This is a genomic window from Streptomyces sp. NPDC050147 (genome assembly GCF_040660195.1).
Classification (GTDB): Bacteria; Actinomycetota; Actinomycetes; order Streptomycetales; family Streptomycetaceae; genus Streptomyces.
Genome location: NZ_JBFALJ010000003.1, coordinates 447,641 through 460,034 on the forward strand (window position 1 = coordinate 447,641; position 12,394 = coordinate 460,034).

General features: G+C 70.0%; 11 protein-coding genes. 3 read left to right on the top strand and 8 right to left on the bottom strand.

All coding sequences use genetic code 11. The features are described 5' to 3' along the window. Positions 1-26: 26 nt before the first annotated feature. Positions 27-2,945, bottom strand: a complete 2,919-nt coding sequence (locus AB0I94_RS08445) for an FAD-binding and (Fe-S)-binding domain-containing protein (RefSeq protein ID WP_363308660.1) — start codon at positions 2,943-2,945, stop codon at positions 27-29. 71 nt (positions 2,946-3,016) lie between these two features. Next, positions 3,017-3,460 carry a MarR family transcriptional regulator gene (locus AB0I94_RS08450; RefSeq protein ID WP_363308661.1) on the bottom strand — a complete coding sequence of 148 codons (444 nt, stop codon included), beginning with the start codon at positions 3,458-3,460 and terminating at the stop codon, positions 3,017-3,019. Between the two features lie 163 nt (positions 3,461-3,623). Between AB0I94_RS08450 and AB0I94_RS08455 the strand changes: the two genes are divergently transcribed. Continuing rightward, positions 3,624-5,441 carry an ABC transporter ATP-binding protein gene (locus tag AB0I94_RS08455; RefSeq protein WP_363308662.1) on the top strand — a complete coding sequence of 606 codons (1,818 nt, stop codon included), beginning with the start codon at positions 3,624-3,626 and terminating at the stop codon, positions 5,439-5,441. Between the two features lie 46 nt (positions 5,442-5,487). Continuing rightward, positions 5,488-6,378 (top strand): endolytic transglycosylase MltG, encoded by an 891-nt coding sequence (gene mltG, locus AB0I94_RS08460; protein WP_363308731.1) that lies wholly within the window; start codon positions 5,488-5,490, stop codon positions 6,376-6,378. Here the strand turns inward: mltG and AB0I94_RS08465 are convergent. The 6 genes from AB0I94_RS08465 to AB0I94_RS08490 all read right to left on the bottom strand — a co-directional run bounded on the left by AB0I94_RS08465 (position 6,368) and on the right by AB0I94_RS08490 (position 11,796). After that, the gene (locus AB0I94_RS08465; protein WP_363308663.1) at positions 6,368-7,486 is read right to left on the bottom strand and encodes an NAD(P)-binding domain-containing protein; all 1,119 of its coding nucleotides are present in this window, start codon (positions 7,484-7,486) and stop codon (positions 6,368-6,370) included. The two genes, mltG and AB0I94_RS08465, sit on opposite strands and share 11 nt — an antisense overlap. A gap of 50 nt (positions 7,487-7,536) precedes the next feature. Beyond that, complete coding sequence (locus AB0I94_RS08470; RefSeq protein WP_363308664.1) at positions 7,537-8,745, bottom strand: LLM class flavin-dependent oxidoreductase; 1,209 nt, start codon at positions 8,743-8,745, stop codon at positions 7,537-7,539. A gap of 2 nt (positions 8,746-8,747) precedes the next feature. Beyond that, positions 8,748-9,791, bottom strand: a complete 1,044-nt coding sequence (locus AB0I94_RS08475; protein WP_363308665.1) for an ABC transporter substrate-binding protein — start codon at positions 9,789-9,791, stop codon at positions 8,748-8,750. Positions 9,792-9,865: 74 nt separating this feature from the next. Further along, positions 9,866-10,705 carry an ABC transporter ATP-binding protein gene (locus AB0I94_RS08480; RefSeq protein ID WP_363308666.1) on the bottom strand — a complete coding sequence of 280 codons (840 nt, stop codon included), beginning with the start codon at positions 10,703-10,705 and terminating at the stop codon, positions 9,866-9,868. Next, on the bottom strand, positions 10,678-11,592 hold the full coding sequence (locus tag AB0I94_RS08485) for an ABC transporter permease (protein WP_363308667.1): 915 nt from the start codon (positions 11,590-11,592) through the stop codon (positions 10,678-10,680). Before AB0I94_RS08485 ends, AB0I94_RS08480 begins: the two co-directional genes overlap by 28 nt. Before the next feature lie 120 nt (positions 11,593-11,712). After that, complete coding sequence (locus AB0I94_RS08490; RefSeq protein WP_349817350.1) at positions 11,713-11,796, bottom strand: putative leader peptide; 84 nt, start codon at positions 11,794-11,796, stop codon at positions 11,713-11,715. 101 nt (positions 11,797-11,897) lie between these two features. On the opposite strand from AB0I94_RS08490, the gene AB0I94_RS08495 reads away from it, so the two are divergent. Then, entirely contained in the window at positions 11,898-12,326 is a 429-nt protein-coding gene (locus AB0I94_RS08495; protein ID WP_363308668.1) for a secondary thiamine-phosphate synthase enzyme YjbQ, read from the top strand. Positions 12,327-12,394: the final 68 nt, after the last annotated feature.

The following is a 12,394-nucleotide window of genomic DNA, read 5'->3' on the forward strand; positions in this document are numbered from 1 at the left end:
GTACGGGTGTGCCGACGGGGCGGTGCTCACGGTCGTGTCGCGCGCTCCAGCTCCAGGAGTACGGAGTAGTAGGCGCGGCCTGTGGCGTGGTCCATGCCCACCTCGCACATGCGGTTCGCCGAGAGGTGCGCGTCGAAGGGGCGGGCGGTGACCTCGGCCGCCTCCTTGCGGGTGGCCGACTCCGTCAGCTCCTTGTGCAGCATGCCGCGATCGCCGGCGAAGGCGCAGCAGCCCGCGTCGTCAGGGACGAACACCTCGTCGGCGCAGGCCTCGGCGAGGGCACGCAGCTGGCCTTCGTCGCCGAGGTGGCTCATGGAGCAGGTGGGGTGCAGGACGGCGGAGCCGACCGTGCGGTGCACGGTCAGGTGGGGGAGCAGCTCGTCCGCGGCCCACACGAGGGAGTCGACGACGGTCAGCTCCTGGTGCAACTGCTGGTTGTCCGCGGTGAGATAGGGCACGACTTCGTGTGCGATGCCGAGCGTGCAGGACGAGGCGTCCACCACCAACGGCAGCCGGCCGCCCGCCGTCCAGCCCCAGGCCGCCTCGACGATGCGGTTGGCCATCACCGCGTTCCCCTCGTCGTACCCCTTGGAGTGCCAGATCGTCGCGCAGCAGGTCCCCGCGACGTCGTCCGGAATCCAGACGGGCCTGCCCGCGCGCGTGGAGACGGCGACCATCGCCTCCGGCAGGGAGCGGTCGCCGGGGCTCCCGAAGATGCGGTTGACGCACGCCGGGTAGTACACGGCGCTCGCACCCGTGCGTGTCGTGCGCGGCAGTTTGCGGGCGGCCGCTGCGGGGATGGCCGGCAGCCACTCGGGCACCAGGTCGGGGCGGACCGCCTTGCGTGCGGCGCGCGTCACGGAGGTCAGCAGCCGGTCGCTGATCCGGTCGGCGGCGGCCACCGCGAGCCGCGCCGCCGCCTCGACCGCCTTGAAGTTCTTGGCGGCGACGGCGGCCGCTCTCTCCTCGCGCGGTGAGTGCCGTGCGTGCCGGAAGTCCTTCATCAGGGCTCCCGTGTCGATGCCCACCGGGCAGGCCAGCTTGCAGGTGGAGTCGCCCGCGCAGGTCTCCACGGCGTCGTATCCATACGCCTCGATCAGGCCGTTCTCGACCGGGGAGCCGGGTGTCTGGCGCATCATCTCGCGGCGCAGCACGATGCGCTGGCGCGGGGTGGTCGTCAAGTCCTCGCTGGGGCAGCTCGGTTCGCAGAAGCCGCACTCGATGCAGGGGTCCGCGATCAGCTCCACCTTGGGGATCGTCTTCAGGCCGCGCAAGTGTGCCTTCGGGTCCCGGTCGAGGACGATGCGCGGCGCGAGCACGCCGTCCGGGTCGATGACCTGCTTGGTGCGCCACATCAACTCCGTGGCCTTCGGCCCCCATTCGAGCTCCAGGAACGGGGCGATGTTGCGCCCCGTCGCGTGCTCGGCCTTGAGAGAGCCGTCGAAGCGCTCGACGGTGAGCCTGCAGAACTCGTCCATGAACGCGGCATAGCGCTCGACGTCCGAGGGCAGGCCCGCGTCGAAGGCGAGCAGGAAGTGCAGGTTGCCGTGCGCGGCATGCCCGGCGACTGCCGCGTCGAAGCCGTGCCGGGTCTGGAGCTCGAGGAGCGCCTCACAGGCGGCGGCGAGCCGCGACGGCGGCACCGCGAAGTCCTCGGTGATCAGCGTCGTGCCGGAGGGGCGTGTGCCGCCGACCGCTGTCACGAAGGCCTTGCGGGCCTTCCAGTAGCCCCCGATCGTCTTCGGGTCACGGGTGAAGGCGTTGGTCACCGAGGCGACGGGCGCCACGAGTTCGAGCCCGTCGAGGACCTTGGCGGCCGCCGCTTCGTACGCCTCCTGGCGTGCCTCGTCCGGTGCGCGGAACTCCACCAGGAGCGCGGCCGTCGACTTCGGGAGCCGCGCCCAGTCGGCGGGCACCCCCGCGACGCTGGTCGATGCGCGCAGGGTGTTGCCGTCCATCAGCTCGACGGCGAGCGCGCCCGCCTCGTTGAACATCGGGACGGCCGCCGCGGCGGCAGGAAGGGAGGGGAAGAACAGCAGCGCCGTGGTGACGTGCCGGTCCAGCGGGAGCGTGTCGAAGACGACCTCCGAGATGAACCCGAAGGTGCCCTCCGAGCCGACCATCAGGCCGCGCAGGATCTCGACGGGCGTCGCACCGTCCAGGAACGCGTCCAGGCGGTAGCCGTTGGTGTTCTTGATCTCGTACTTGGCACGGATACGGGCCGTGAGCTCATGGTCCGCCTCGATCTCGCGCTTGATCGACAACAGGCCCTCGCACAGGGCCGGCTCGGCATGCGCGAGCTGTTCGTCGGCGTCCGGGCCCGCCGTGTCGACGACGGTGCCTGTCGGCAGGACGAAGGTGAGCGAGGCCACCGTGCGGTACGAGTTGCGGGTGGTGCCCGCCGTCATCCCGGAGGCGTTGTTCGCGACGACTCCGCCGATCGTGCAGGCGATGGCGCTCGCCGGGTCCGGGCCGAGCACCCGCCCGTGCCGGGAGAGCGTGGCGTTGGCCCGCAGGACGGTCGTCCCGGGACCGATGCGGGCCCGCTCGCCGTCACCGATGACCTCGACGGCCGCCCAGTGCTTGCGGACGTCGACGAGGATGTCCTCGCCCTGGGCCTGGCCGTTGAGCGAGGTACCCGCCGCGCGGAAGACGACCTCGCGGCTCCTGCCGTGCGCGTACGACAGGACGGCCGAGATGTCGTCGATGTCCTCGGCGACGACCACGACCTGCGGCACGAAGCGGTAGGGGCTCGCGTCGGAGGCGTACCGCACGAGGTCGGAGATCTTCGTCAGGACCTTGTCCTCGCCGAGCAGCGCTGACAGCTCCGAGCGCAGCGGTTCCGGGGTGCCCTTGGCCTGCCGGTCCGGCACCCGGTCGGGAGCCGGGCCCTTTGGGCGCGACGTGGGGCGCAGGGCTTCCGGCTTGGGCTCCAGGAACGGCATGAGCTCTCCTCGGCGAGGGGCGGACGGTCAGGCGGTGGCAGGCGTCCGGCGGTGACAGGCGTCCGGTGGTGTCAGCAGCGACGGACGTCCGACACGTCGAACAGCGCGTTCAGCAGGCCGCCGAGCTGCTCGCGCTGCTCGGCGTCCAGTGGAGCCAGGATGTCCTCCGCGGCGGCCAGTCGCGCGCCGCGCAGTTCCCCCAGAGCCTTGCGTCCGGCGTTCGTGAGCTCGATGCGGATCACGCGGCGGTTGGTGGGATCGGGGACGCGCCGCACCAGATCACTGGCTTCCAGGCCGTCGACCAGGCTCGTCACGGCACGTGGGACCACTTCTAGGTGCTGGGCGAGGTCGGCCATGCGCGGCGGAGCGTCGTACTGCACGAGGGTGCGCAGCAGGCGCGACTGGGCCGGGGTGATGCCGATCGGCACCAGATGGCGCTTCTGGATGCGGTGCAGCCTGCGGGTCAGTCGCAGCAGCTGTTCGGCGAGCAGTCCGTCGGCGTCCGGGGTGTTCATGCGGGAACAATATCAGGACCTTGTGCATTGTGAGTATAGGTAACAGTGAGCTATGATCCCTCAGTCACCGTCGGTCATGTACCGGCCGACCTCCATCGGCCCGTGCGCCGACTGCCCCGCCGGCCCGTGTCGCCGGCTGCCGTCTCACCTGCCGTAGGAGCCCATGCCTCACGACGAACCCAAGTGGACACCGCAGCCCTTGGCCCCCGGCCAGGAGGAACAGCCGCGGCAGATCCGCCGCATCCTGGGCCTCTTCCGCCCCTATCGCGCCCGCCTCGCGATCGTCGGCCTGCTGGTCGGCGCCGCCTCCCTGGTCTCGGTCGCCACCCCCTTCCTGCTCAAGGAGATCCTCGACACCGCGATCCCGCAGGGACGGACCGGCCTGCTGAGCCTGCTCGCCCTCGGGATGATCCTCAGCGCCGTCGTCGCCAGCGTCTTCGGCGTCCTGCAGACCCTGATCAGTACGACGGTCGGCCAGCGCGTCATGCACGACCTGCGCACCGCCGTCTACGGCCGGTTGCAGAGCATGTCGCTCGCCTTCTTCACCAGGACCCGCACCGGAGAGGTCCAGTCCCGCATCGCCAGCGACATCGGCGGCATGCAGGCGACGGTCACCTCCACCGCCACCTCCCTGGTCTCGAACTTCACCAGTGTGATCGCCACCATCGTCGCGATGCTCGCCCTGGACTGGCGTCTGACGGTTGTGTCACTGCTCCTGCTGCCGGTCTTCGTGTGGATCAGCCGCCGGGTGGGCCGCGAGCGCAAGAAGATTGCCACGCAGCGGCAGAAGCAGATGGCCGCGATGGCGGCGACGGTCACCGAGTCGCTCTCCGTCAGCGGCATCCTGCTCGGCCGCACGATGGGCCGCGCCGACTCGCTCACCCAGTCCTTCGCCGACGAGTCCGACCGCCTTGTCGACCTCGAGGTCCGCTCGAACATGGCGGGGCGCTGGCGCATGGCCGTCATCTCGATCGTCATGGCCGCCATGCCCGCCGTCATCTACTGGACCGCGGGCCTCGCCTTCCAGATGGGCGGCCCGACGGTCTCGATCGGCACGCTCGTCGCTTTCGTTTCCCTTCAGCAGGGCCTGTTCCGGCCCACCGTGAGCCTGCTCTCCACCGGCGTACAGATCCAGACCTCGCTCGCGCTCTTCCAGCGCATCTTCGAGTATCTGGACCTGCCCATCGACATCACCGAGCCTGAGCGCCCGGTGCGCCTGGACAAGATCAAGGGCGAAGTCCGCTTCGAGGACGTCGAGTTCCGTTACGACGGGGACGACGGCCAGAGCCGCCCGATCCTCGACGGCATCGACATCACCGTTCCCGCCGGCGGCAGCCTGGCCGTCGTGGGTCCCACCGGATCGGGAAAGTCGACCCTCAGCTATCTGGTGCCGCGGCTGTACGACGTGACGGGCGGTCGCGTCACGATCGACGGCGTCGACGTGCGCGACCTGGACTTCGACACGCTGGCCCGCGCGGTCGGCGTGGTCTCCCAGGAGACGTATCTCTTCCATGCCTCGGTCGCCGAGAACCTGCGCTTCGCCAAGCCCGACGCCACGGACGAGGAGCTGATCGCCGCCGCCGAGGCCGCCCAGATCCACGACCACATCGCCTCCCTGCCCGACGGTTACGACACCGTGGTCGGCGAGCGCGGCCACCGCTTCTCCGGCGGCGAGAAGCAGCGCCTCGCCATCGCCCGTACGATCCTGCGTGATCCGCCCGTGCTCATCCTGGACGAGGCGACCAGCGCCCTGGACACGCACACGGAGCGCGCCGTCCAGGAAGCCATCGACGCCCTGTCCGCCGACCGGACGACGCTCACCATCGCCCACCGGCTCTCCACGGTCCGCGGCGCCGACCAGATCGTGGTCCTGGACGCGGGCCGGACCGCCGAGCGCGGCACGCACGAGGAGCTTCTGGAGAGGGACGGCCGTTACGCCGCGCTGATCCGAAGGGACGCCCAACTGGAGCCAGCAACATGAAAATATGCTCGGAATGTCTGCTTTTGCACGATAATGTGCCCGCATGCTGCAGACCAAGACTCCGCGCCGGGGCACGATTCGACTGACGCGTCGGGGCCGGATCGCCCTGATCGCGACCGGAGCCGTCGCGGCGGTCACCGCCGTGGCGGTGCCGCTGCTGCTCCCGGACGAAGAAGCACGTCCCGAGTCGCTGACCATCCCGGAAGGCTGGCGCACGAGCCAGGTGTACGGGGCCGTCGACAAGGCCCTCGGCGTGCCGGCGGGCACCACGAAGAAGGCCCTTCCCCAGGCGAAACTCAAGCTTCCCGGCGCCGCACGCGGCAACCCGGAGGGTTACCTCTTCCCGGCGACGTATCCCATCGACAAGCAGTCGACCCCCGCGTCCGTGCTCTCGTACATGGTGAACACGGCCACGAAGAAGTTCGGCGGCAACCAGGTCACGGCAGGCGCCGACCGCAACACCCTGAACCTCTACCAGACCGTCACCATCGCCAGCATGATCGAGGCAGAGGCAGGATCCAAGGCGGACATGGGCAAGGTGGCCCGGGTCATCCACAACCGCCTCGAACAGGGCATGCCGCTGCAGATGGACTCGACGATCAACTACGCCCTGAAGCGCTCCACGCTGAGCACCCGCGACAGCGACACGCAGATCAACAGCCCCTACAACACCTACACGCGCATGGGCCTGCCTCCCACCCCGATCAGTAACCCGGGCGAGGAGGCGATGCGCGCGGCGACGAATCCGACGCCGGGCAACTGGCTGTACTTCGTGACGGTGAAGCCGGGGGACACCCGCTTCACCGCGAGCTTCGAGGAGCAGCAGAAGAACGTGGCGGAGTTCAACAAGAACCAGAGCAAGAACAAGAGCAAGAACCAGGGCGAAGACAAGGGCGAGGACAAGGGCGAGGACAAGGACGCCGCTGTCACACCGTGACCGGCACGTCCTCAAGGAGTCGCTTGATGTCCCGCACCGCCGCGCGTCCCGCACGGTTCGCGCCGATCGTGCTGGCCGAGGGGCCGTAGCCCACCAGGTGGATGCGGGGGTCGGCGGCGGCGCGGGTCCCCTCGACGCGGATGCCGCCGCCCGGCTCGCGCAGCTTCAGCGGTGCCAAGTGTTCGATGGCCGCCCGGAATCCGGTGGCCCAGAGAATGATGTCGGCGTCCACGTGCCGTCCGTCGTCCCACTCGACGCCGCTCGGCGTGATGCGGTCGAACATCGGGAGCCGGTCGAGCACTCCGTCGGCCCTGGCCTGCCGGATGGCGTCGTTGACGGGCAGCCCGGTCACGGACACCACGCTCTGCGGCGCGAGCCCTCGCCGCACCCGGTCCTCGACCATGGCGACGGCCGAGCGCCCCCAGTTCTCGTCGAAGGGCCCTTCGCGGAAGACGGGCGGCCGCCGGGTGACCCAGGTGGTCTGCGCGGCGTACGGAGCGATCTCCATCAGATGCTGGGTCCCCGAGGCTCCGCCGCCCACGACGATCACCCGCTGCCCCTTGAACGCCTCGGGCCCCGGATAGACCGCCGTGTGCAACTGCCGCCCGCGGAAGGTGTCCTGTCCCGGATAGCGCGGCCAGAACGGCCGGTCCCACGTACCCGTGGCGTTGATCAGTGTGCGCGTCGCCCAGACCCCGGCGGACGTCTCGACCAGCAGCCGCCCGCCCTCGCCCTCGCGCACCCGGTGTACGTCGACAGGACGGTGCACCCGCAGGCCGAAGCGCCGCTCGTACTCCTCGAAGTACTCCTGGATGACCTCGGACGAGGGCCGCGCGGGATCGGCGCCCGTCAGTTCCATGCCGGGCAGCGCGTGCATGCCGTGCACTTTCCCGTACGTGAGCGAGGGCCAGCGGAACTGCCACGCGCCGCCCGGCCGCGGTGAGTGGTCCAGGACGACGAAGTCCTTGTCCGGTTCGAAACCGGCCCTGCGCAGGTGATAGGCGCTGGACAGGCCCGCCTGCCCGGCGCCGATGACGACGGCGTCCACCTCTTGCGCCGTTTGTGCCGCTTCGTGTGCGGCCGCGTCCCGTGCCCCGATGTCGTTCACGTTTCTACTAACTCCCTCGGGGCCCGGGATCTTCCCGCGCAGGCGCCGGGTCAGCGCCCGCCCGCCACCAGGAGTGGGGCGCCGCCCGGAGCGGAGGCCGGGCGGCCGTTCGCCGCGGGCACCCCCGCCAACGGCGACGCCGGAATCCGGGGCAGTAGCCCGCGCGCCGCCAGATCCGGGATCACGCCCTCGCCGAACCAGTACGCCTCCTCCAGATGCGGATAGCCCGAAAACACGAAGTGCTCGACGCCCAGCGCGTGATACTCCTCGATCCGGTCGGCGACGTCCGCGTGACTCCCGACGAGCGCGGTGCCCGCGCCGCCCCGTACGAGACCGACGCCCGCCCAGAGATTCGGCGAGATCTCCAGGTCGTCGCGGGAGCCGCCGTGCAGCGCGAGCATCCGCTGCTGGCCGACGGACTCGCTGCGGCCGAGCGCCTGCTGGGCGGCGGCGATGGTGTCCGGGTCGAGGTCGTCGAGCAGCCGGTTCGCGGTGGCCCACGCCTCGGCGGCGGAATCACGCGAGATGGTGTGCAGCCGGATCCCGAACCGGACCGTGCGTCCCTGTTCCTCGGCGAGCCCACGAATCCAGTCGATCTTCTGCTTCACCTGCTCCGGCGGCTCACCCCACGTCAGATACACGTCAGTGTGGTGCGCCGCGACCGGCCCGGCCGCCGCCGACGAACCACCGAAGAAGACCTCCGGCAGCGGGTCCGGAGGCAGCGCGGTGAGACCGCCCTCCACTTGGTAGTGCTCCCCGGCGAAGTCGAAGGGCCGACCGCCCCACACCCCTCGCACGACGGAGAGGAACTCGTCCGTACGGGCATAACGGCGATCGTGGTCGAGATGGTCACCGAAGCGCCGCTGCTCGGTCGAGTCGCCGCCCGTGACGACGTTCAGGAGCAGCCGCCCGCGCGTGATGCGCTGATACGTGGCCGCCATCTGCGCGGCGAGCACAGGGGAGATGACACCGGGCCTGAACGCCACCAGGAACTTGAGCCGCTCGGTGTGCTGGGCCAGCGCGACCGTCGTCAGCCATGCGTCCTCGCACCAGGTGCCGGTCGGCGTCAGCACCGCTTCGAAGCCCAGCTGCTCGGCCGCCTTGGCTATCTGGATCAGATAGTCGATGTCGGGGGCCCGCACGCCACTGACCGGGGTGACACGGGAGCGTGTGATGCCGCCGTCGGTGTAGGCATGCCGGTCCACGAGGGTGCGGCCGTCGCCGCCGGTGGGCAGGAACCAGTTGAGATGGACGGTCATGGTCAGGACTCCTCGCGGTACGTGCGCGGCTTGCTGGTGGAGGGCGGCAGGGTGCCGTTGAATCGGGTGTCGACGAAGCCGCCGAAGTCGATGCGGCGCGGGATGAGCTTCTGGTCGGCGAAGGTGTCCGCGATCTTCTGCTCGGAGGTGATGACGTTCTTGTCCACGGCCACCGGGACCCGCGTGCCGTTGCTGCGCTTGACGGCCGCGAGCGCGACCTCGTAGGGCAGACCGGTGTCCTTCGCCCAGACCTTCGCCCACGCCTCCGGGTGGTCGTAGACCCAGTCCTGGGCCTTGCGCAGCCGCTTGAGGTAGTCGGCGATCGCCGCGGACTTCTTCTTGTCCTTGAGCGCGCCGGGCGCCGCCACCTGGAAGGAGAGGCCGTTCACCAGTCCGTCCCCGTCCGTCAGGACGCGCCCCTTCTTGCTCTCCAGGACCTGTGAGGTGTACGGGTCCCAGACGGCCCAGGCGTCCACCTTCCCGCTGGTGAACGCGGCCAGCGCGTCGGCCGGCTGCAGGTACTTGACCTTGACGTCCTTGAAGCCGAGCCCGGCCGCCTCGAGGGACGCGATCAGCTGGTAGTGCGCCGACGACCCCTGGGCCACGGCGACGGACTTGCCCTTGAGGTCCGTGGGCTTCTGCAGGGGCGAGCCGTTGGGCACGAGGATCGCCTCGCCCGACGCCGTGCCGTGGTTCGCCGCCACCACGGAGATCTTCGAGTCCGCTCCTGCGGCGAAGACGGGCGGTGTGTTGCCGACGGCGCCGATGTCCACGGCTTTGGCGTTGACCGCCTCCAGGAGGGGAGGCCCGGAGGTGAAGGTGGACCAGCGGATCTTGTACTTCAGGTCGTCGAGTTCCCCGGCCGCGCGCAGGACGGCCTCCGAACCGCCCTTCTGGTCCCCGACGTTGAGGGTGAGGGGTCCCTGGCCGTCGGTCCCGCCGCCCGCGCCGCCGGACGATGTGCTCGCGGAGGAGGAGCCGGAGCAGGCGGCGAGCAGCAGGGCCAGGGGGAGGAGCAGGGCGGGGGCGGCGAGGTGTCGTCGCATGGTGAGTCCGTTCAGTCCGTTCGTTCTGTTCGTTCTGTTCGTGCTGTTCACGGGGGAGGAGGGATGCGAGCGGTTCATGCGGCGGCGGATTCCGCGGTGGCGGGCGCGTCGACGCCCAGGCGCCGCAGCAGCTCGGCACGCAGCTCGGCGAAGCGCGGGTCGGAGATGCCGCGCGGCCGGTCCAGATCGATCTCGGTCTCGTACGCGATGACCCCGTCGTCCATGACGAGCACCCGGTCGGCGAGGAGCACGGCTTCCTCGACGTCGTGCGTGACGAGCAGGACGGCGCATCCGCGCCGCTGCCACAGTTCGTCGACGAGGCGCTGGGCCTTGATGCGGGTGAGCGCGTCCAGTGCGCCGAACGGCTCGTCGAGCAGCAGCAGATCGGGCTCACGCACGAGGGCGCGGGCCAGGGAGGCGCGCTGAGCCTCGCCGCCGGAGAGTGTCTTGGGCCAGGCGTTCGTACGGTGCTTCAGCCCGACCTCCTCCAACGCCCGCTCGGCGACGCCGCGTTCGGGCTTCCCCTTCAGACCGAGCAGGACGTTGCGCCACACGCGCTTCCAGGGCATGAGCCGGGGCGCCTGGAACGCGACGGCTCTGCGGCGCGGTACGAGGACCGTCCCCTCGATGTCCCGGTCAAGGCCGGCGAGGATGCGCAGCAGGGTCGACTTGCCGCAGCCGCTGCGCCCGAGCAGCGCCACGAACTCGCCCGGCTTCACGTCGAGGTCGAGCTGATCGATGACGGCACGCCCGTCGAAGGAGCGGGTCAGCCCTTCGACCCGTACGGCCGAAGTGGCATGCTCCGTCTGCTTGGAGGGAGCGGTGGCCGTGAGGGCGGTGTCTGTGTGGGTGGTGTTGTGGGTGGTGTCCGTGTGGGCCGTGGGGGTCACCGGCCGGTGAACGTCGGTCGCCATTGCAGCAACAGCCTTTCGAGGGTGCGGACGATGAAGTCGGCGACGAGGCCGAGGAAGGCGTAGACGATCAGGCAGACGACGATCACGTCGGTCCGCAGGAAGTCACGCGCCTGGACCATCAGGAAGCCGATCCCGGAGTCCGCGTTGATCTGCTCGGCGAAGACGAGAGCGAGCCAGGCGATGCCCAGGGAGTACCGCAGCCCGGTCATCGCACCCGGCAGCCCGCCCGGCAGGATGACGTGCCGCACGAGCCCCCACCGCGAGAGCCCCAGGGACTCACCCGCCTCGATGAGCTGTGAGTCGACCCCGCGGATTCCCGCGTACACGTTCAGGTAGAGCGGGAAGGAGACGCCCAGCGTGATGATGGCGACCTTGGGCGCCTCGCCGATGCCGAACCAGATGATGAACAGCGGGATGAGCCCGACGAAGGGCACGGTGCGCAGCATCTGCACGCTGGCGTCGACGAGATCCTCGCCGACGCGGAAGAGCCCCGACACGAGCGCGAGCGAGGTCCCGACGACGACACCGAGCAGCAGCCCCGCCGCGACCCGCTGCAGGGAGACCCCCATGGCGGAGGTCAGCGAACCGTCGCTGAGGAGGTCACGGGCGACGCCGGCGATGGTCCCCGGCGATGCGAGGATGTCTTTGGTCAACACCCCTGTGGAGCTGAGGAGTTGCCACAGGGCGAGGAGTGCGAGGGGGCCGGAGGTGCGGCGCAGCCAGCGGGGGACGTGAGCGCGGCGGGTGGATGAGGGGACGATGGGAACGAGAGCGGGCCCGGCCGACTGTGTGTCCAGGCCGCCTGTGGCAGGTGGGGCGGGCTCGACGGACTTGGATATTCCCGAAATGTCGGATGTGGAATTTGGCGGGGCATGGCTGATGCTCATGGGTGCTCCACGGCAGGAGGGAGGGATGCCCGAAAGGCCTACACGCGGGACGGCGAAATCAACCGCGCGCAGGCAGCGGGACAGAGAGGTGCGAAGAGGGAGAGGCCGGCTGAGAGAACGTCAGCAGCCGCGACGACACGCAGCAGAAGCCACCCGCAGCAGGTCGATGTGACCGCGCGTGGTGAGCAGAGCTGAACGCAACATGCCGCAGAACGTAGCCAGATCGTCAGCGTACGGTCAATGTCGTCTCGAAAGGCGGACGCCGCGTATCAGCGAACGGGGGTGGCGTGAGAGAGGATGGATCCATGTCCGATGCTTTCACCACACATGTCCTGAACGTCACCACCGGCTCGGCCGAGAAGGTCTTCGACCTCACCGACGACATCCAGAGCTTCCTGCGCGAGGCGGCGGGTGGCCGCGACGGCCTGCTCAACGTCTTCGTTCCGCACGCCACCGCCGGCATCGCGATCCTGGAGACGGGCGCCGGCAGTGACGACGACTTGCTGGCCGCGCTGCACACCCTGCTCCCGGCCGACGACCGCTGGCAGCACCGCCACGGCAGCCCCGGCCATGGCCGCGACCACGTGCTGCCGGCGCTGGTGCCGCCGCACGCGACGTTGCCGGTGATGGGGGGCCGCCTCGAACTGGGTACGTGGCAGTCGGTGTGTCTTGTGGACACGAACAGGGACAACCCCGAGCGGAAGGTCCGCATCACTTTCCTCGCGGGTTCTTGAGCTCCTGGTCGTCTACCGCTCCGCTGGGGGGGGAGCGGCCTTCGGCAGCGACCGTGCGCACTGACCGT